19 protein-coding genes are annotated in these 20,888 nt (G+C 44.0%); 12 read left to right on the forward strand and 7 right to left on the reverse strand.

The annotated features are described in order from the left end of the window. Positions 1–82 precede the first annotated feature (82 nt). The 5 genes from TOI97_RS04875 to TOI97_RS04895 all read left to right on the forward strand — a co-directional run bounded on the left by TOI97_RS04875 (position 83) and on the right by TOI97_RS04895 (position 5,460). Positions 83–1,762, forward strand: coding sequence for a glutamine--tRNA ligase/YqeY domain fusion protein (locus TOI97_RS04875; protein ID WP_321552994.1), 1,680 nt, complete (start codon positions 83–85; stop codon positions 1,760–1,762). Beyond that, entirely contained in the window at positions 1,759–3,147 is a 1,389-nt protein-coding gene (gene cysS, locus TOI97_RS04880; protein ID WP_321552995.1) for a cysteine--tRNA ligase, read from the forward strand. The genes TOI97_RS04875 and cysS overlap by 4 nt, the downstream gene beginning before the upstream one ends. An 84-nt stretch (positions 3,148–3,231) precedes the next feature. After that, positions 3,232–3,981 carry an MlaA family lipoprotein gene (locus TOI97_RS04885; protein WP_407651318.1) on the forward strand — a complete coding sequence of 250 codons (750 nt, stop codon included), beginning with the start codon at positions 3,232–3,234 and terminating at the stop codon, positions 3,979–3,981. A gap of 196 nt (positions 3,982–4,177) precedes the next feature. Beyond that, entirely contained in the window at positions 4,178–4,969 is a 792-nt protein-coding gene (locus TOI97_RS04890; protein ID WP_321552997.1) for a PP2C family protein-serine/threonine phosphatase, read from the forward strand. Next, complete coding sequence (locus TOI97_RS04895; RefSeq protein ID WP_321552998.1) at positions 4,966–5,460, forward strand: STAS domain-containing protein; 495 nt, start codon at positions 4,966–4,968, stop codon at positions 5,458–5,460. The genes TOI97_RS04890 and TOI97_RS04895 overlap by 4 nt, the downstream gene beginning before the upstream one ends. A gap of 68 nt (positions 5,461–5,528) precedes the next feature. Here TOI97_RS04895 and tal read toward each other — a convergent pair whose 3' ends face one another. Both tal and dusA read right to left on the reverse strand, forming a co-directional pair. Beyond that, the gene (gene tal / locus TOI97_RS04900) at positions 5,529–6,446 is read right to left on the reverse strand and encodes a transaldolase (protein WP_321552999.1); all 918 of its coding nucleotides are present in this window, start codon (positions 6,444–6,446) and stop codon (positions 5,529–5,531) included. Between the two features lie 80 nt (positions 6,447–6,526). Further along, on the reverse strand, positions 6,527–7,501 hold the full coding sequence (gene dusA / locus TOI97_RS04905; RefSeq protein ID WP_321553000.1) for a tRNA dihydrouridine(20/20a) synthase DusA: 975 nt from the start codon (positions 7,499–7,501) through the stop codon (positions 6,527–6,529). A 462-nt stretch (positions 7,502–7,963) separates the two neighbouring features. Between dusA and clpS the strand changes: the two genes are divergently transcribed. Together clpS and clpA are read left to right on the forward strand one after the other, a co-directional pair. After that, positions 7,964–8,302, forward strand: a complete 339-nt coding sequence (gene clpS, locus TOI97_RS04910; protein ID WP_321553001.1) for an ATP-dependent Clp protease adapter ClpS — start codon at positions 7,964–7,966, stop codon at positions 8,300–8,302. Between the two features lie 30 nt (positions 8,303–8,332). Then, a complete protein-coding gene (clpA, locus tag TOI97_RS04915) occupies positions 8,333–10,600 on the forward strand; it encodes an ATP-dependent Clp protease ATP-binding subunit ClpA (RefSeq protein WP_321553002.1) in 2,268 nt (755 codons plus the stop codon). Positions 10,601–10,707: 107 nt separating this feature from the next. On the opposite strand, the gene TOI97_RS04920 is transcribed toward clpA, so the two are convergent. Further along, the gene (locus TOI97_RS04920) at positions 10,708–11,685 is read right to left on the reverse strand and encodes a hypothetical protein (RefSeq protein WP_321553003.1); all 978 of its coding nucleotides are present in this window, start codon (positions 11,683–11,685) and stop codon (positions 10,708–10,710) included. A gap of 166 nt (positions 11,686–11,851) precedes the next feature. On the opposite strand from TOI97_RS04920, the gene TOI97_RS04925 reads away from it, so the two are divergent. Beyond that, positions 11,852–12,424, forward strand: coding sequence for a LemA family protein (locus tag TOI97_RS04925; protein WP_321553004.1), 573 nt, complete (start codon positions 11,852–11,854; stop codon positions 12,422–12,424). A 5-nt stretch (positions 12,425–12,429) separates the two neighbouring features. Further along, complete coding sequence (locus TOI97_RS04930) at positions 12,430–13,230, forward strand: GIDE domain-containing protein (protein ID WP_321553005.1); 801 nt, start codon at positions 12,430–12,432, stop codon at positions 13,228–13,230. Here the strand turns inward: TOI97_RS04930 and pabB are convergent. The 4 genes from pabB to rloA are packed head-to-tail and all read right to left on the reverse strand — an operon-like array spanning position 13,227 to position 17,698. Beyond that, entirely contained in the window at positions 13,227–14,573 is a 1,347-nt protein-coding gene (gene pabB, locus TOI97_RS04935; protein WP_321553006.1) for an aminodeoxychorismate synthase component I, read from the reverse strand. The genes TOI97_RS04930 and pabB overlap by 4 nt on opposite strands. A 56-nt stretch (positions 14,574–14,629) precedes the next feature. Continuing rightward, positions 14,630–15,616, reverse strand: coding sequence for an alpha-L-glutamate ligase-like protein (locus TOI97_RS04940; RefSeq protein WP_321553007.1), 987 nt, complete (start codon positions 15,614–15,616; stop codon positions 14,630–14,632). 4 nt (positions 15,617–15,620) lie between these two features. Next, entirely contained in the window at positions 15,621–17,147 is a 1,527-nt protein-coding gene (gene rloB, locus TOI97_RS04945) for an osmotic stress tolerance membrane protein RloB (protein WP_321553008.1), read from the reverse strand. A gap of 5 nt (positions 17,148–17,152) precedes the next feature. Beyond that, complete coding sequence (rloA, locus tag TOI97_RS04950) at positions 17,153–17,698, reverse strand: retropepsin-like aspartic peptidase RloA (RefSeq protein WP_321553009.1); 546 nt, start codon at positions 17,696–17,698, stop codon at positions 17,153–17,155. A gap of 344 nt (positions 17,699–18,042) precedes the next feature. Between rloA and TOI97_RS04955 the strand changes: the two genes are divergently transcribed. The 3 genes from TOI97_RS04955 to prpC all read left to right on the forward strand — a co-directional run bounded on the left by TOI97_RS04955 (position 18,043) and on the right by prpC (position 20,852). Further along, positions 18,043–18,765, forward strand: a complete 723-nt coding sequence (locus TOI97_RS04955) for a GntR family transcriptional regulator (protein ID WP_321553010.1) — start codon at positions 18,043–18,045, stop codon at positions 18,763–18,765. Continuing rightward, complete coding sequence (gene prpB, locus TOI97_RS04960; protein ID WP_321553011.1) at positions 18,762–19,649, forward strand: methylisocitrate lyase; 888 nt, start codon at positions 18,762–18,764, stop codon at positions 19,647–19,649. Before TOI97_RS04955 ends, prpB begins: the two co-directional genes overlap by 4 nt. Positions 19,650–19,715: 66 nt before the next feature. Next, positions 19,716–20,852 carry a bifunctional 2-methylcitrate synthase/citrate synthase gene (prpC, locus tag TOI97_RS04965; RefSeq protein WP_321553012.1) on the forward strand — a complete coding sequence of 379 codons (1,137 nt, stop codon included), beginning with the start codon at positions 19,716–19,718 and terminating at the stop codon, positions 20,850–20,852. Positions 20,853–20,888: the final 36 nt, after the last annotated feature.

The following is a 20,888-nucleotide window of genomic DNA, read 5'->3' on the forward strand; positions in this document are numbered from 1 at the left end:
GCAGGTTCGGGTATGATAAGCACTTTATTTGAGCCAGCCTACCCATATTAGCCAGTAATTGAGTATTTAAGAGCCCATGAGCATGTCTGAATCTAACGTAAATGTCGCTGCGAACTTTCTTCGTCCTATTGTTGAAGCTGATTTGCAGTCAGGCAAGCACAGCAGTATTGTTACGCGTTTCCCTCCTGAACCCAATGGTTATTTGCACATTGGTCATGCTAAATCCATTTGTCTTAATTTTGGTTTAGCTAAAGAATATAATGGTGTATGTCATTTGCGCTTTGATGACACCAACCCTGCTAAAGAAGAACAGGAATACATCGATGCCATTAAACATGATGTCAATTGGTTAGGTTTCCAATGGGACGGCCCTGTACGTTACGCTTCGGATTATTTTGAGCAGTTATATGAGTGGGCCGTTTACTTGATTGAACAGGGTAAAGCCTATGTTTGTGATTTATCGCCAGAACAAGCGCGTGAGTACCGTGGTAGCTTGACTGAACCTGGTCAAAATAGCCCTTTCCGTGAGCGTAGTGTCAGTGAAAACTTGGACTTATTTACCCGTATGCGTGCTGGTGAGTTCCCTGATGGAACTCGTGCTTTAAGAGCTAAGATTGACATGGCATCACCGAACATGAATCTACGTGATCCTATTTTGTATCGTATCCGTCATGCCCATCATCATCAGACTGGTGATAAGTGGTGCATCTACCCGAGCTATGACTTTACGCATGGTCAATCTGATGCAATTGAAAAAATCACTCACTCGATCTGCACCTTAGAGTTTGAAGATCACCGACCTTTGTACGAGTGGTTCTTAGAACAATTACCAGTACCTGCTCAGCCGCGACAGTATGAGTTCGCCCGCTTGAACTTAAATTACACAGTGACTAGTAAGCGTAAACTCAAGCAGTTGGTAGATGAAAATCACGTTAGTGGCTGGGATGATCCACGTATGTCCACGATCAGTGGCTTCCGTCGTCGCGGCTTTACTCCCGCATCTATCCGTAATTTCTGCGATATGATAGGTGTGAATCGTGCGGGTGGTATTGTGGATCTGAGCATGTTGGAGTTTTGCATTCGTGAAGACTTAGATCAGAATGCAAGTCGTGCTATGTGTGTGCTTAAACCTTTGAAGGTTGTGATCACCAACTACCCAGAAGAGCAAGAACAAACATTGCAATTACCACGTCACCCGAAACGTGATATGGGCTTTCGTTCTTTGCCGTTTTCGCGTGAAATTTATATTGATGCTAGTGATTACGAAGAAAACCCACCAAAAGGTTACCGTCGCCTTATGCCTGGAACTGAAGTGCGTTTGCGTGGCAGCTATGTAATTCGTGCAGATGAAGCAATTCGTGATGAACAGGGCAACATTATTGAGCTGCACTGCTCGTACGATCCAGACACTTTAGGTAAGAATCCTGAAGGTCGTAAGGTTAAAGGTGTTATTCACTGGGTGCCAGTGGCACAAAGTGTTGAGTGTGAAGTACGCCTGTATGATCGTTTGTTTAAAACGGCTAATCCAGATAAAGACGAAGACGGTGAAAACAGTGAGTCTTTCCTTGATAACATCAACCCTGAGTCTTTAGTGGTGTTAAAAGGTTGTCGTGCTGAGCCTTCATTGTTGCAAGCAAGGGTGGGTGATAGCTTTCAGTTTGAGCGTGAAGGTTATTTCTGCTTAGACAGTGTGGACAGTAAGCCTGATGCATTGGTGTTTAACCGTACAGTAACCCTGCGTGATTCTTGGGGGAAAGCATGAGTTTAACGATTTATAACACTTTGACTAAACAGAAAGAGCCACTGAAGCCTTTAGTAGGTAATCATGTACGCATGTATGTGTGCGGCATGACTGTCTACGATTTTTGTCATATTGGGCATGCCCGTGTGATGGTGGCGTTTGATGTAGTGGTTCGTTGGTTACGCCATAGTGGTTATGAGGTTACTTATGTGCGTAATATCACCGATATTGACGACAAAATCATCCGTCGTGCAGAAGAAAATGATGAACCGTTTGAAGTGTTAGTCGGACGAATGATTGCCGCAATGCATGAGGACGAAAGTCGTTTAAACGTGTTGCGTCCAGACCAAGAGCCACGTGCGACCGAGCACATCGATGGCATGTTTAAGATGATTCAGACCTTAATAGATAAAGGTTATGCTTACGCTGCTGAAAATGGTGATGTGTACTATCGTGTTGCTAAGTTTGCTGAGTACGGCAAATTATCGCGTCGTAAAATCAGTGATTTAAAGATTGGTGCACGTATTGAAGTAGATGAAGCTAAAGAAGACCCTTTAGATTTCGTACTTTGGAAAGCTGCAAAGCCAGGTGAGCCTAGTTGGGAATCGCCATGGGGTAAGGGTCGCCCAGGTTGGCACATTGAGTGCTCAGTAATGTCCACTTGTTGCTTAGGTGATAGCTTTGATATTCATGGTGGTGGCCCAGATTTGATTTTTCCTCATCATGAAAATGAAATTGCACAAAGTGAAGCTGCAACTGGGCAGAAGTATGCTACGACTTGGATGCATGCCGGTGCAGTACGTGTAGATGGCGAAAAGATGTCCAAATCTTTAGGGAACTTCTTTACTATTCGCGATGTGTTAGAAAAATATCACCCAGAGGTGGTGCGTTATTTATTGGTATCAAGTCATTACCGTAGTCCGATTAACTACTCGGAAGATAACTTGCGCGAAGCCCGTTCGGCTCTTGAGCGTTTCTACTTAACCTTAAAGGGTGTTGAAACAGCTGTTGCAGCAGGCGGCGATGCTTATGTAGAGCGCTTTAACAAGGCTATGAACGATGATTTTAACGCGCCAGAAGCCTGCTCAGTGCTATTTGAAATGGCTCGTGAAGTGAATCGTCTTAAGGTAAGTAATTCTGTAGCAGCAGCAGCTTTAGCTGCACGTATGAAAGAGTTGGGCGGCGTATTAGGCATTTTGCAATTAGAAGCTGATGCGTTTTTACAGGCGGGTTCAGAAGGGCGGATTGATACTGAACAAGTAGAAGCTTTAATTGCAGAACGGATCACCGCTCGAAAAAATAAAGATTGGGCTGAATCAGACCGTATTCGTGACGAATTAACTGCTATGGGCATCGTATTAGAAGACGGTCAAGGCAAAACCGGTTGGCGCTTTGCGGATCAATAATGATCCAATAAGCATCTTAACGTTACTCAAGAAAACAGCACTTATTATATTAAGAGTGCTGTTTGTTTTAGACTGGAGAACATGATGCAGCATATTAAAAGTAAGTCTGTGCGCTTCATGCTTGGCAGTGTACTGGTCGCTGGCTGCTTAGCTTTGCCAACCTATGCTGTTGCGCAAGATGCTGAATACGACAACTACGATGAGCAGTGGGACGACTATGGTGTTGAGGAAGACCCATGGGAAGCGTTTAACCGCCGTGTTTTCCGCTTTAATGATGTGCTTGATCGCTGGGCATTAAAACCCATCGCTAAAGGGTATCAAAAAGTTACGCCAGATGTAGTAGAAGATGGTGTACACAATGTGCTTCGTAACTTAGGCGAAGCTCGTAACCTTACTAATAACCTTTTACAATTTAAAATGCATGATGCGGGAATTGATACTGCACGCTTTCTGTTTAATACCACTTTTGGTTTGTTTGGTTTCTTTGATGTGGCAACCAAGATGGGGTTGCAGCGTAATGATGAAGACTTTGGTCAAACATTAGGGGCGTGGGGCATTAACAGCGGGCCTTATATGGTCTTGCCATTTCTAGGGCCAAGCACGGTGCGTGATACTGCTGCAATATATCCGGATCATTTTTCTAGACCATACCGTTACATCAGCGATGTTCCAGTGCGTAACAGTATGTTTGCGCTCGAGATAGTGGACGCACGGGCAAAATTATTATCAGCAGAGCGTTTAGTGATTGGTGATAAATACCGTTTTGTACGTAATGCATATTTGCAAAATCGCGAGTTTAAAGTGCGTGACGGCGAAGTTGTGGATGACTTTTAAGCGGTTGTTTTATCCGTATACCATGGGCTGAAGGTTGTAAAATCTTCAGCCCTATTTTGTTTATAGACCTGCAAGAAAAATCTTCAAAAGTGCGCGTAGACATATTTACAAACTATTGTCTGACAGAGCTGTGCTTGAATCACTAGGATGATGAGAGTACCTTTTGCGCCTAGGAACTTATTGCGAATAAATTTTTATGTCACAGCAAGCTCACCCAAAGTCAGCCGCTGAAGCGTTACAGTTGTTGCAGAAACACAATACAGTATTACTTAAAGACCAGCTTGCTGGGCGAGTGATGCAAGATCAAATTCGCCCAGTTAGTCCTTGGCAATATCAAGGGATTAAATTTGAAAGCTATTTTCTGCCTGCCTTACATTTGTCAGGGGATTCGCTAGACTACTTTGTTTTAGATAATGGGCGCATCTTTTTTTACCTAGCAGATGTTGCAGGTAGTGGTACTTCAGCGGCCTTATTAAGCATGCTACTCAAGAGTATTACGCGAGAGTATCTCTATGCTCAGCCTGTACCGATTGATGTGACTCCAGCAGCGATTCTCAGGCATATTAATCAACGATTGTTGACGTATCATGCGGAGCGTCATATCACGTTAATCTGTGGGATTATCGATCTTCAGCATAATCTCTTGCGGTGGAGTGTTGGAGGGCATTTGCCTTTACCTGTATTGTACAGTGAAGGTAAAGCACAGTTTTTATTCGGAGAGGGGCAGCCCGTAGGGTTGTTTGAGGATGGGCAGTACAATGATGAACAAATGCCTTTACCCCATGCGTTTAGTTTAAGTTTGTTTTCTGACGGTGTGTTTGATGTGCTACCCGAAGAGGGGTTGGTCGACAGTGAAGCTGCTTTACCAAGCTTGGTAAGCGCTGTATGTGGTGATTATAAAAAGATGATCGATTGTCTAGGGCTAGCTAACTGCATTAATATGCCTGATGATATCGCCATACTGGTGCTAAGTAGGAACCTTGCATGAGTGATGGTCAAATTCAATACGCTGAATACAATGATACATTTGTTTTAAAATGCAGTGGTGATGTGCGTTTAACTTTTTGTTCGGCGCTTAATGAAACCATTACAAAAATTATTAAAGCAAACTTGTTAAAATCCATAGTGATTGATTTAACTGAAGTGATTAGCATTGACAGCACCACTTTAGGGTTATTAGCTAAGCTATCAATTTTATCCAAGCGCAAATTTGGCATGCTGCCCACTTTGGCTAGTATCAATCCAGATGTGAATCGAGTGCTGGATTCTATGGGATTTAATCAGGTTTTTAACTTGGTGCATACACCGGCCCCTTGTCCTGAATGCTTGAATGACTTGCCTAAGCAGGATCAGTCTGAGGATGTGGTTAAGGAGCGTGTTTTAGAAGCGCATCAAATCCTAATGAGCTTAAATGACTCCAATCGCAATGAGTTTCGTGACTTGGTGAGTGCTTTACAAAATCAAAGTGCGCAGGCTTGATTCATTCGTAAAAATCGCGCTGTTAAGCTGTTTTTTAAATAGCGCGATTTTATTAGATTGTTAGCGGTTTAACTGAAGAGTCTTTCCAATTTCTCTTGGTCTTGCGCAAAAGAGCGGATACCCTCAGCGAGTTTTTCCGTGGCCATGGCATCTTCATTGTGAGCCCAGCGAAAGCTGTTTTCATTCATGATTAGAGGCTTTTCTCCTGACTCATTCGCATGGAGTTGGCGTTCCAGTGAGGACGTATCTTGATTGAGCTGTGCTAAAAGTTCAGGGCTGATGGTTAAACGATCACAACCGGCCAATGCTTCGATCTGCCCTAGGTTACGAAAACTCGCACCCATGACGATGGTAGGGTAGTTATTACCTTTGTAGTAACGATAGATTCGCGATACTGATTGCACACCTGGATCTTCTGCTGCTGTATAGTCACGCTTTTGAGCTTGTTTATACCAGTCATAAATGCGACCAACAAAAGGCGAGATCAAAAATACTCCAGCATCAGCGCAGGCTGCAGCTTGGGCAAAAGAGAATAATAAAGTGAGGTTGGTTTGAATATTTTGCTGCTCTAAACGGCGTGCGGCCTGAATTCCTTCCCAAGTTGCTGCAATTTTAATAAGCACACGGTTACGATTAATGCCTTGTTCTTCGTATCGCTCAATCAAGCGTAAGGCAGAGTCATAAGTAGCTTTCTCATTGAAAGATAAGCGTGCATCAACCTCAGTAGAAATGCGACCGGGAATCAAAGATAAAATTTCTTGGCCTACTGCCACTGCAAACTGCTCTGTCGCTGCTTGAGGGTTACCGGAGTATTCTTTGCGAATTTGCTCCAGTAGTTTTCCGTAACGTGGAAAGTCTGCAGCTTTTAATAATAAAGAAGGGTTTGTAGTGGCATCCACAGGTTGTAAACGCGCAATAGCATCAAAATCACCAGTGTCAGCAACTACAGTAGTATAACGTTTTAATTGTTCGAGTTTTGAAGTCATATTAAACGGGCCACATTTGGGGCGGAAAAGTTAAAAGAACATAACTGAGAGATGCAAGAGATGCAATTGCTGCGTGTATATTAGCGGCCATCGAGCACGGCAATGGCTTGATCATAAACCTTTATAGGATTATCAGTTTTGTAAATATCAGCAGACAATAATTGACGGAAACGACGGGCGCCAGGAAAACCCTGTGCAATACCTAAAATATGCCGAGTGATATAGGTTGCTTTCAGACCCTGCTCCATCTGTTCAACTAAATAAGGGCGCAACTGTTCCAGTACTGATGTGCGAGTAATAGGGCGTTGCTCATCGTCAAACAGGCGATGGTCTAACTCACTCAGCATCCAAGGATTGTGGTATGCCTCGCGCCCTATCATAACGCCATCAAAGGTTTGTAAGTGCTCTGTGCACTCGTCGAGTGTTTTAATTCCACCATTGAGGATGAACTCTAAATGAGGGAAGTCTGCTTTTAACCGTGCAGCTACATCATAGCGTAATGGCGGGATATCTCGATTCTCTTTAGGTGATAAACCTTCCAGAATTGCAATACGTGCATGTATAGTAAAACTGGTGCAGCCGGCCTCGCTCACAGTGCCAACAAAGTTGCAGAGTTGTGCATAACTATCATGTCCGTTGATCCCGATCCGATGTTTAACAGTAACAGGGATATCTACAGCATCTTGCATTTGGTTAACGCAATCTGCTACTAATTGGGGATGTCCCATCAGGCAGGCCCCGATCATGTTGTTTTGTACACGGTCGCTAGGGCAGCCTACATTCAGATTCACTTCATCGTAACCAGCTTGTTCAGCCATCTTGCTGCAGGTGGCTAGATCTTTAGGGTTGCTGCCGCCTAGTTGTAATGCTATAGGGTGCTCTGCTGAGTTGTAGCGCAAAAAACGCTCAGTATCACCAAAAATCAAGGCGCCAGTAGTAACCATTTCTGTATAAAGCAGTGCACGCTGAGTAATAAGACGTAAAAAATAGCGGCAATGGCGGTCAGTCCAGTCCATCATCGGTGCAACAGAAAAGCGGCGGTTTAGGGTATTCATAAAGGGTTTAAACTCTGGAATAAGATTTCAGCCTCATCAGTCGGCTGTGAAGTGTGTGTATTGTATGCGAAAACAACAAGAGATGAGAGGGGTCGATTGGGGGTATAGAAAAGGTGGGGATCATTTAACTAAGGATGTGAGTATCAAAATAGAACTGTCAGCTGTACGCAACAAGGGCCAGTTTTGATCGAGAGAAGTCAAGAGAGGATCAGTTTTTGCGTGATTTGCGTGAGTAGGCTGCAATTGTAGTTCACTACAAAAATATAGTTTTATGCGGTTATTTAGATGTTACCTATAGAAGTAGAAGGGGGGGTAGTTCCTAGTTTTGTATAGGCAGGGTGAATTAAGCTAGTAATTTGGAGTCATCCTTACGTGTTGGTTTGTTGTCTATTCAAGCGAAAAAAACTAAAACATAGTATATTAGGTGGATATTATTTATTAAGGTTTATAGTGTAGCGGAATATGACTGTTAATCCATTAAACCCCGATCATTTAGAGCAGTATGATGATGGTTTGGCTGTTGCGCCAGCTAAACCTGAACTGCAACCACCACCTATGTATCGCGTCATTATGCTGAATGATGACTACACGCCAATGGACTTTGTAGTTGAGGTGCTAGAGACTTATTTTGCAATGAGTCGTGAGCAATCTACGCAAGTCATGCTTGCGGTACACCAACAAGGGGAGGCTGTTTGCGGTGTGTATACACGCGATATTGCGGAAACTAAGGCTCAGCAGGTCATAGAATACGCAAGGGAGTGTGAACATCCGCTATTGTGTGAAATCGAAAAAGACGTTTGAATCTACTCGCTATTTTAATGAGGTGAAAACATGTTGAATTTAGAGCTCGAGGTCACTCTCAACCTAGCATTTAAAGATGCTCGGGTCAGTCGACATGAGTATATGACGGTTGAGCACCTCTTATTAGCTTTGCTGGATAATCGCGAGGCTGCTACAGCTTTACGGGCTTACAACGTTGATTTGGAGTCTTTGCGTCAAGAATTACGTGTTTTTTTAGATGAGAACATGCCTTTATTGCCCGACAGTGCTGAGGAGGTGGATACTCAGCCTTCGATTGGTTTCCAACGTGTTTTGCAACGTGCGGTCTTTCATGGACAGAGCTCAGGTAAAGACGAAGTGGGTGGTGCCAGTGTGCTTGTGGCGATCTTTAGTGAGGTTGATAGCCATGCGGTGTACTTACTTAACTCTCACAATATTCAGCGTTTAGATTTAGTCAGTTATTTATCTCATGGAGCTGGCAGTACTGCGCAAGAGATGGATGCGGCTGAGCACGATAGTGAAGTGAATGAGCGTCAACAGGATAAGTCCAACAATCCTTTGTTAGCCTATGCTCAAGATCTAAATGAACTGGCGAAACAGGACCTTATAGATCCACTGATTGGCCGTGAATATGAACTAGAGCGTGTTGCGCAGATTTTAGCACGTCGTCGTAAGAATAACCCATTATTAGTAGGTGAGGCAGGCGTAGGTAAAACAGCTATTGCTGAAGGCTTAGCGCGTCGTATTGTTGATGGTGATGTACCTGATATTTTATTGGATAGTGTTGTCTACTCTTTAGATCTTGGTGCTTTACTAGCTGGTACTAAGTATCGTGGAGATTTTGAAAAGCGCTTAAAATCACTGCTAGGTGAACTGCGTAAGCGGCCTAAATCCATTTTGTTTATTGATGAGATTCATATGATTATCGGGGCTGGAGCAGCGTCTGGAGGAGTGATGGATGCCTCAAACCTATTGAAGCCATTGCTTTCTTCCGGTGAAATTCGCTGTATGGGCTCTACGACCTATCAAGAGTTTCGCGAAATTTTTGAAAAAGACCGTGCTTTGGCTCGTCGCTTCCAAAAGGTGGATGTGGGAGAGCCCTCGGTTGAAGATACCTACCGTATTTTACAAGGCTTGCAAAGTCATTTTGAGGCTCACCATCAGATTAAATACACAGATGCCGCTTTACGTGCAGCCTCGGAATTAGCTGCTAAGCACATTAACGACCGTTATATGCCAGATAAAGCGATTGATGTGATCGATGAGGCCGGTGCGTATCAATGCCTGCAGTCTGGGCAAAAGCGTGTTGAAGCTATTGATGTGGCACAAATTGAACAGATCGTTGCCAAAATAGCTCGCATTCCAACTCGGCAAGTGAGCAATTCTGATAAGGAGCAGCTGCGTCATTTGGAGCGTGACCTGCGTTTGACAGTATTCGGTCAAGAGCCTGCGATTGAAGCGCTAGCTACAGCAATTAAATTGTCTCGAGCTGGTTTGAAATCACCGAATAAACCTGTTGGCTCTTTCTTATTTACAGGTCCGACAGGTGTCGGTAAAACTGAAATTGCAAAACAATTAGCCAGCTCTTTAGGGGTTGAGTTGCTGCGCTTTGATATGTCGGAATATATGGAGCGTCATACGGTGTCTCGCTTAATTGGAGCACCGCCGGGTTACGTAGGTTTTGATCAGGGTGGGTTGCTTACAGAGGCTGTTAACAAGCAACCACATTGCGTGTTGCTTTTAGATGAGATCGAGAAAGCACATCCTGATGTTTTTAACTTACTTTTACAGGTGATGGATAACGGTACCTTAACTGATAATAATGGGCGTAAAGCAGATTTTAAGCATGTTATTTTAGTGATGACCACTAATGCAGGAGCTGAGCATGCATCCCGTGCTTCTATAGGCTTTTCTAAGCAAGATCACAGCACTGATGCAATGGAAACATTAAAGAAAACCTTCAGTCCGGAATTCCGCAACCGTTTAGATGGTATTATTCAGTTTAGTCGCTTAAGTCCCAAAACTTTGGAGTCGGTGGTGGATAAATTTCTCACTGAACTGCAAGCACAGTTGGAGGATAAGCGTGTTGAGCTGGATGTTACCCCAGCTGCGCGTGGGTGGTTGGCAGAGCATGGGTACGATATAGATATGGGAGCACGCCCAATGGCTCGTTTAATTGAAGAGCAGATTAAACGTCCTTTAGCTGAGCATATTCTATTTGGTGAGCTATCTGATAATGGTGGAGTTGCCAAAGTGAGTGTCAAAAACAATCAGCTCGTACTGAGTTGTAAAAAGGCACTTAAACCTGTGACTGCGTAAGAATTTGTTTGTTTTAGGATAATCATACCGAGAGTCAATAATGTTCTGAGGTGTTGTTGATGATTCAATGCCTTAAGGAAGCGTAATTGATTACAAAAAGCATGCATTTACTGCATGCTTTTTTGTAGATTGCGTACTTGTTGTTGTAATGTGCTGATAGTGCGGTTGGTTTGTGCGCGATAGGCATCAAAATCTGCAAGTGATGGTACAGTTTGTGAGGTGGTGGATGAAATTGGTCGGTTATCTAATTCAGTACGTAAGATTAAAATATCCTGCTGCAAGCGAGCTATACCATCATCTTGAATGGCAGTATCTTGATTAATGTTTTGTTCTAAGGTTCCCAGTTTTTTTGTGAAGTGATTGAAGCGCTTATTCAGTTCGCTGAGTTGAGCTAGTTGGTTTTGCTGAGTTTGTAGGCGTTTTGTGAGTTGGCCAAATTTGTCTTGCTGTTGCGTTAATACTTCAGACTGCTTCTTCCATTGTGTTTCCAGCTGGGACTGGATCTGCATTGACTTCTTTTGATCTGTTTGATGGGCTAGGGTTAGTCCAGTAAGTAATTTTTTTTGCTCGGACACTTGACTCAGTAGACTTGTATTATGCTCTAAAGCTTGAGTCACAGTACTGTTTAACGTAGTCAGTTGTGCTTCAAGTAATCTGAGATGATTTTGTAATGCTTTAATCTCGTGGTTTGCAGTGCTGTCTAGCTGTGCTAGACGTTTTTGTAAGTTTTTTATATCACTCAAGAGGTGATTTTCATTGGTATTTACTTGACCAGTAATGGTACTGATTTGCTGTATAGCTATTTCATTTACTTTTGCGAAACTTTCTTGTGTGGCGATGAGTTGCTGCTCTAGCAATTGAATACGCTCATAACTCCACCATGTCAAAACCCCTACTGTACAAATGAGGATCACTGTGAGTATCGACAAAAGGCCGACAGCTTTTCGGTCATGGGGGGGGTGTAGAGTTGTTTCAGCTGCTGTTGGGCTGTTAAAGAGCACGTTATAATGAGCCTCAGAGGTGTTCAGTTTGGGCTCAATCCGGCCAGTATTGGGCTCAGTTTCCGAGTTTTTTTGTTTACGCATAATGGGGAATCTGGTCGGTGAAAGAGTTGTCAGTATAAGTAATCATAAGTTTGATTCTTTTTATAGCCAAGGGTTCCTTTAACTAGCATTCTGTTGGTTAGACACCCTAGTACCCAGTCGCCCAAGCGACTAACATTCCCTTTTTACCGCGCTGTGGAGTTGTCCTATGAGTTTGGTCCTAATTGGTGTACTAGTTACAGTGATGTTGATTTTGGCATGGGCTATCAGTTTATATAACGCTTTAGTGCGTCTTAAACATGGCGTTCGTAAGGCATGGTCAAACATTGATGTGCTGCTCAAACAGCGTCATGATGAATTACCTAAGTTGGTAGAAATTTGTAAACAATATATGCAGCATGAACGAGTAACCCTAGAGGCGATCATTAATGCACGTAATGCAGTTTCAAATGCCCGTGAGCAGCACGATATTCATGCGTTAGGTAGTGCTGAAACAGGTCTTAGAGCTGGCTTAGGTAAGCTTTTTGCTTTAGCTGAAAACTATCCAGAGCTGAAAGCTAATGAAAGTTTTCAGTTTCTTCAACAACGTGTCACCGGTCTGGAAAATGCTATTGCTGATCGTCGTGAGTTATATAACGAAGCCGTAAATCTGAACAATGTGAGGATTGAGCAGTTTCCAGATGTCATTGTTGCTCGGTTTTTTAATTTCATTCCAGCTGAATTATTGCGTTTTAGTAATAGTGAAGTCACAGATGTTGACATTAAAAATCTCTTTGGCTGATTTTAATGGATATCTTTGGGTTGGGCGTCTTGTTAATAGGGATGAGTGCCGCCACTTTTGGTAGCGGCTGGGCAAGTATTCACAATTATAATAAAGCGCGGTACTTGAGGGATACGCCTACCTCTAAAATACGCTCTGCAGCGCAAGGCTATGTAGAGTTATATGGTCAATTAAGTGAAGGGCTTGGGGAGCTGCAGGCACCGCTAAGTGCTAAGCCTTGTGTGTGGTGGTCGTACCGAATCGATCGAGAGGAGAAGAATGACAAAGGTGAGCGAAAGTGGCGTAGAGTTGCGGCTCGACGCAGTACTAGTTTGCTGTGTTTAAATGATGGTACAGGGGAGTGTTGGATTGATCCGCATGGGGCTGAGGTGATTACTCAAACAAAAGTAGTTTGGTATGGTGCAACTGCACACCCGCAAAGGCAGCCTCAGCGTAAAAAATTTTTAGGGTTAGCCTTACGCGGTAACAAAAGCTACCGTTATATAGAGCATAGATTGCACTTGCATGATACGTTATATGCTATTGGCGATTTTTATAGCCGAGAAATAACAGAGAAAGCGTCACCGTCACCAAATTTGGAAGTAGATAGGTATAGACAACTCAGCGAGTACGCTTGGCAAAAGGCTGCTCAGTCTGAAATGCAGTATTTTTTAGGCAAGCCAGCGGCAGGACGGCCTTATATATTGTCTGATTTTGTTGAAGATAAAGTTGCTAAACGCTTCACCTGTAAAGCGATTTTATTCGCTTTTGTATGTTTAAGTAGTGCCATTATTGGGGCTTATTTAATTAATACGCATCTGTATTAGTGAGCCAAATATAACCCCTCTAAAGTATCCATGAGTACGCGTACTTTCTGTATGGACTCACGGTACTCCTCCTCAGGGTTTGAATCATATACGATCCCGCCGCCGCCCCAGCAACTGATTTCACCATGGTTGGCTAATAAGGTGCGAATGGTAATTGAGCTGTCCATTTCACCGCGATTATCAAAATAGAAGATGCTGCCGCAATAAATACTGCGCTGAGTTGCTTCTAATTCGCTGATAATTTCCATCGCGCGGAGTTTTGGAGCTCCAGTGATGGAGCCGCCAGGAAAACTGCCGATCAACACATCTAGCGCATCGTATTGCTCAGCTAAAGTCCCAGTGATACTGCTGACCATGTGGTGCACATTTGGGTAGCTTTCTAAAGCAAAGAGCTCAGGTACGTGCACGCTACCAGTGCTGCAAAAACGACCTAAATCGTTGCGTAATAAGTCCACGATCATTAAATTTTCAGCCTGATCTTTCGCACTGGTTCGTAGTTCGTGAGCTAATGCTTGGTCTTGCTCAGGGGTTGTTCCGCGCGCGCGCGTTCCTTTGATCGGGCGGCTTTCAACTTTGCGTTGATGTACTTGGATCAGGCGTTCAGGTGATAAGCTGATAATCGCCTGCTGACTATTGACCCGTATAAAACTAGCGAAAGGTGTTGGGCAGCGCGCACGCAGGCTGCTATAAGCTTGCCAAGCGTCCCCTGAGTATTGGCTGCTAAAGCGTTGCGTATAATTGACTTGGTAGCAATCGCCAGCCGTAATGTAATTATAAACGCGCTTTAGGTCGTTCTGATAGCGTTGCGCGTTAATGCGTGCAGCAAATGCCTTGGTTAAACTAAAGGGTGTGTTGGAAAGGATGGACTGAAAGTTGGTTGTAAAGAGGTTTAGTAATTCATTGCAACGCTCGGTAGTAACACTGCAGTGGCACATTAACCAGCTTTGCTTTTGTTGGTGGTCACTGATAACTGCCCAATTATATAAGCCTACAGTAGCACCGGCTAAACCTTCTGTTTCCACAGTTTGATTAAGATGATTAAAATCATAGGTTAAATATCCGATTAACCCTCCTGTAAATGGCAACTCAAGACCGTCAGGGGTTTGGCAAATACTGAGTTGTTTTACTAAGGATTGGCAGCGCTGACGAAATGTGTCTAATGACTCTGTAGGGTGCGGGCTCAATTGCGCTAAAGGCCAAGCGCTTAAAATATCAAAGCGTCCACGTTGACTTTCAGGTTGGCTCGAGTCTAAGAGTATAGCACCGGCTTGATCATGCACTTGTTGAAAGTAGTGGGCAGGATTGGGCTGGTAAGCAAGAGGGAAGAGCTGACAATGGGACATAATACTTAAGTCACGCTAAGACAGGCATAAAGCGTGGCTTAGCGTAGGGGCCTTATTCAGTTGTTTGAAGGAGGTGTGCTAGTAAAGTGTTGTTGAGAAAAACGTACACGCTCATCTGGCGATTGACTGATGCCTTTCTTTTTAAGTTCGGCAATATGTTTCTCAACAGTATGAGCGCGCAAGGTCAAGCCTGCATTATTAGCGATTTGAATATTTAAACCAGGTCGAGCATTTAACTCTAAAATCAATGGACCTTTTTCTTGGTCTAGAACCATATCTACACCAATGTAGCCTAAACCGCAGAGTTCATAACAGCCTGCTGAAAGCTTCATAAAACCATCCCAGTTGGGTAGCTGTACACCGGCTACAAGATTACTGGTGTCGGGGTGCTTGTTGATGATGTTATTGAGCCAAGTCCCTTGTAGTGTAAGACCTGTAGCGAGATCTACACCCACTCCAATAGCACCTTGGTGTAGGTTGGCTTTGCCTCCAGATTGACGCGTAGGTAAACGTAGCATGGCCATAATGGGGTAACCCATTAAAACAATGATGCGAATATCCGGTACACCTTCATAACTGATGCTTTTAAAGAGAGGGTCAGGGGTGACGCGATACTCAATTAATGCACGGTCTCGCGCACCACCTAAAGAGTATAAGCCGGTTAAGATGCTAGAGATTTGATATTCAATTTCTTCATGGCTAATGATTTTTCCAGAAACTGTTTTAAAGCGGTCTTCAAAGCGATCAGCTACCACTAAAATACCATCCCCCCCGGCACCCATAGCGGGTTTAATAACAAAGTCATTGCGACCTGCAAGAATGCTGTCTAGTTTGCTGATTTCTTTTTCGGTTGAAATCACGCCATACATTTCAGGTACATTGATGCCGGCTTCAATGGCACGTATTTTAGTGAGGATTTTATCGTCTACCACAGGGTATAAGCGGCGCTTATTGTATTTGAGTACGTAGTCAGCATTACGGCGGTTAATTCCCATGATCCCGCGTGTACTTAGTTCGCGCCAGGTTTTGATTAAACCGAACATGTCATCAATCCTTTAAAAAGGCTTTAAAGCGGAACAGCTCAGTTAAGCGATAACCGCGATAACGCCCCATTGCCAGCATAAAACCAACCATAATGAGTAGCACCGCAGGGAAGGTAAAAATAAAGTAGTTTAGCTCAGGGATACTCATTAGGTAGTGAGACAAAGCTGCAGCGAATAACGTGCCTATAGCAACCTTGAAGGCATGGTTACCGCCACGCTCTTCCCAAGTAATGGATAGTCGTTCAATTGTCATGGTTAAGATCACCATTGGGAAAAGTGATACTGATAAACCACGTTCTAAACCAAGTTTGTGACTGAATAAACTGATTACTGCGATCAATACCACCACAAAAGTGAGGACCACAGAGAGACGTGGCAGCATTTGCAGCTTTAGGTGTTCTAAATAAGAACGTAAGGCCAAGCCAAGAGAGGTGATGATCGTAAAGAGCAGAATACCAAAGCCCAGCTGTGTTTCACGAAAGGCTAGGGCAATCAGTACCGGAGTAAAGGTACCTAAGGTTTGCAAACCACCTAAGTTGCGTAAAATTAAAATCACCATAACTCCAAGTGGAATCATAATCATTACTTGGTAGGTTTGCTGAGTTTGCAAGGGAAGGCCGTAGAGAGAGTAATCTAAAAAGCCCGCCTCAGTATTTTCACTGGTGAGTTGAGCTAAACGCATGGCGTTCATTTCGCTGTTGTTGATAGTGAAAGTTACTCGGGCTTTGTTGCCGCCTTCTAAGCTTACCAAAGGCTCATCACCTAACCACCAAATCATACGGTCACTGGGTAAACCTTGAGCGCCAGATAGGGGGTTAAAATAAAGCCATTTTTTACCATTGTAACTGCGTAACCAGAGCTCAGGTTCTTGCGCAATCCCACCTTGTAAGCGAATGGTGTGTAAGCGTTGCATAGGTACGTGTGCAATCGAAAGTAGTAAATCAATTGCGTCGGTTTTACGCTCGCTTGAAGTGTCACCACCTAAGAGTAAACGGACATTATCATCGTCCGTATCATTGACTCGTTTTATGGTCTCACTAATAAAGGTTTCTACGTCGGCGGAGTGTTGACGTATGGGGGCGAGCAAAGCTTCTGCAGCGATCTTTTCAGCGCCTTCTACAGGGAGAGTTTCACGGTAAATAGGGCCTTTGCTTTTAACATCTTCCGAGCTGTAGCGTTTAGTCATTACCATGCGGTAGTAGAGAGTTTGCTTGCCTTGGGCGCGACGTGCAGACCAAGTTACTAAGCGATTTGTGTCGCGCGCATTAACACTTACACCGTAATTGTTGGAAATAAAACTTTCATTGAGACTGACATAATCTTGATTGAGTGGTGGTACAAACATTTGTAGTTTTACTGGTACTCGACCGCTGGCATTAAACTCAACCTTAGCGTCAATATTCCAAAGGTTATCAGTCTCATCGGCAGATACAGGGATGCCTAAAATATAAATTTGATAGGCGGTCACTGATATCCCAATGATGACACAGAGTGCGATTAGTATTCTTAAGTGCAGTGTCAAGGAGCGCATGGTCATTACTCAGCAATGGCAGTGGAGATGTCTTCGGTTTCACACTGTGGTTTGCCCACAGAGTATTTCAAGCTTGGGTCAACAAGGGCTTTAAACTTCTTTAATGCTTTTGAACCAATCAAAAAAGGATATTGGAAAGTGCTGCGGTCTGTTAAGTTTACTTCAATAGTTTGCAGCGTACGGCCTATGCAAACGGACATGTTAACAACTGGGCGTGGCGTGTAACTTTTGTCTTCTTCGGGATCATAGTCCCCAGAGCGGCGCTTAATTCGACTGATGCGTGCTAAGGGTAACTCATAAGCATGCTCGTGAGATTCATCCAGTGCTAAGTAAAAACGTACCCATTTTTCACCGTCACGCTTAAATTGTTCGATATCTCGAGCGCTGAGAGAGGCTGTTTTTGCTCCGGTATCCAGTTTTGCCGACATATGCATATCAATATCAGCAATATACACATCTTCGTTTAAACCAAAGATCTGCTTCTCATCAGCTACTGTTAGTGGTGATAAGAAGAGGAGGCAACAGAGTAAGGTGGAAATATAAAGTCTCATAACACTCGCAAATACACTATTAATGATATGTAACCTTACCAATTTCCTAGTCCATACGGGCAATTTAATAGCCAAAAAAAAGGAAAGGGAAAGTCACGGAGTGGCTATTCTAATGGTCAATGCCAAAAATAACCATGTAATCATATGCTGCTATTGTTTAAAGCTAGGCAGAACTTGTGCGTTAAGCCTATTAGAGCCTAACGAGGGGAGGTAAGTTCACAGATTAATAGCTAATTTTTATGCGACCTTGGTCTGAATATTGTCGACAATAAGCAGCAGATTGTTGACATAACTGAGTACTGAATGTAGCTTTCAGGTATTCAATAAGACAAGGTGTCAACACTATGGCCCAAGGCGTAGGTGATACAGCACTGATAACTGGAGACTCTGCAACACTGTCAGAACAGGTGTTTCGCAGTATTCAGGCAGCAATTGTCTGTGGTGACATTGCGCCTGGTAGCAAGATCTCTGAGCCAGAATTGGCGCGCACTTACGGCATCAGTCGTGGCCCGTTACGTGAAGCTATTCACCGTTTGGAAGGGCAGCGTTTATTAGTGCGTGTACCACATGTGGGTGCGCGTGTCGTATCTCTTTCGCATAAAGAACTGATTGAGCTTTATGAAATCCGAGAGTCCTTAGAAGGTATGGCTGGGCGTTTAGCGGCTGAGCGCATGAGTAAAGCTGAAGTGGATCAGTTGCGCAAAGTGCTTGACACCCATGAGCGTGATGCCTCTTTCCAGGCTGGGGTTGGTTATTATCAGCAGGAGGGAGATTATGATTTTCACTATAAAATTATTCAGGGCAGCGGTAATCAAACATTGGTGAAGCTGCTCACTGAGGAACTTTACCAGTTGGTGCGTATGTATAGAATTCAATATTCGACTACGCCAAATCGTCCCCAACAAGCATTTGAAGAACATCACAGTATTCTAGACGCTATCGCTGCCGGCGATGGCGAGTTAACTGAGTTACTTATGCGCCGTCATATCGCTGCATCGCGGCGTAATGTTGAGCGTCATTATCAAGGTGCTAATGACACCATCCAGTCCTTACGAGGTAAGTTATGAGTCGTAAAACCCCAGGTCAACGCTTTCGTGATGCGGTTGTAGAAGAAAGCCCACTACAAGTAATCGGTGCAATTAATGCTAACCACGCTTTATTAGCTCAGCGTGCAGGCTTTAAAGCCATTTACCTATCCGGTGGCGGTGTTGCTGCAGGCTCACTGGGTCTGCCTGATTTAGGAATTACTGGCTTAGAAGATGTTTTAATTGATGTGCGTCGCATCACTGATGTGTGTGATCTGCCACTGTTAGTCGATGTTGATACCGGTTTTGGTTCTTCAGCATTTAACGTCGCGCGTACTGTTAAATCAATGATTAAAGCAGGTGCTGCAGCTGTCCATATTGAAGACCAAGTGGGCGCTAAGCGTTGTGGTCACCGCCCGAATAAAGAAATCGTTACTCAGCAAGAAATGGTAGACCGCATTAAGGCAGCCGTTGACGCGCGTACCGATGATAGCTTTGTCATCATGGCTCGTACTGATGCCCTAGCAGTTGAAGGTTTGAACTCAGCACTTGACCGTGCAGCAGCATGCATTGAAGCAGGTGCGGACATGGTTTTCCCTGAGGCTATTACCGAGTTAGAAATGTACAAGTTGTTCGCTGATCGTGTAAATGCCCCGATCTTAGCTAACATCACTGAGTTTGGTGCGACACCTCTCTTCACTGTTGACGAACTGAAAGAAGCAAATGTTGGTTTAGTACTGTACCCACTGTCTGCCTTCCGTGCTATGAATAAAGCAGCAGAAAATGTTTACACTGCAATTCGTCGTGATGGCACACAAAAGAATGTAATTGACACCATGCAAACGCGCATGGAACTTTATGACCGCATCAACTATCACGCTTTTGAGCAAAGCTTAGACGCTTTGTTTGCACAGAAAAAAAGCTAACTTAAAGATAAGTTGTCCATCGTCCATTGTCTGATGATAAACAATATAAGTATAAGGAAGAACGTAATGGCTGAAGCTAAGAAAAAAGTACTGAGCGGCGCAGGTCTGCGTGGTCAAATTGCTGGTGAAACAGCTTTATGTACTGTTGGTAAAGAGGGCGCAGGCTTAACTTACCGCGGTTACGATGTTCGCGATTTGGCTGAAAACTGCCAGTACTTTGAAGAAGTAGCTTATTTGCTACTCTACGGTCACTTACCAACTCAAAGCGAGCTCGATGCATATCTGAAGCGCTTACATAGCATGCGTGATTTGCCACAAGCTTTGAAAGAAGTTCTAGAGCGTATTCCTGCTGACGCACACCCGATGGATGTGATGCGTGCTGGTACTGCAGTACTGGGTACTTTAGAGCCTGAAATGAGCTTCGATGAGCAACTAGACGTCGTTGACCGTTTGCTTGCTACTTTCCCTGCTATTTTGCTGTACTGGTATCACTTCAGCCATGAAGGTAAGCGTATCGAGTGCACCAGTAACGAGCCAGATATTGGTAGCCACTTCTTGGCTTTATTGCATGGCAAGTCGCCAAATGCATTGCACCGTGAAGTAATGAACGTTTCTCTCATTCTTTATGCAGAGCATGAGTTTAATGCGTCAACCTTTACTGGTCGTGTATGTGCATCAACCTTGTCTGACTTGTACTCGTGCATCACTGGTGCAATTGGTTCGCTGCGTGGTCCTTTACACGGCGGTGCAAACGAAGCAGCAATGGACTTAATTGACCGCTTCAGCTCACCAGAAGAGGCGGTTGAAGAGTTGCGCGCTATGATTGCTCGTAAAGATTTGATTATGGGCTTTGGTCATGCAATCTATCGTGATTCAGACCCACGTAACGAAGTGATTAAAGGCTACTCCAAGAAGTTGGCTGATGAGGTGGGTGACACTGTTATCTACCCTGTTTCAGAAGCCATTGAAAGCTTCATGTGGGAAGAGAAGCGCTTGTTCCCGAACGCTGACTTCTTCCACGCATCTGCTTATCGCTTTATGGGTATTCCAACCAAATTGTTCACACCAATTTTTGTGTGCTCACGCGTCACCGGTTGGGCTGCACACGTGTTTGAGCAGCGCGCTAACAACCGCATTATTCGCCCAAGTGCTGAATACATCGGTGAAGATGAGCGCTCAGTTCCAGCAATTGATAAGCGCTAAAAACTTGAGAGTTTAAGCTCATCAAATAACCAGCTG

It is taken from the genome of Denitrificimonas halotolerans, assembly GCF_034259425.1.
Taxonomy (GTDB): Bacteria; Pseudomonadota; Gammaproteobacteria; order Pseudomonadales; family Pseudomonadaceae; genus Denitrificimonas; species Denitrificimonas halotolerans.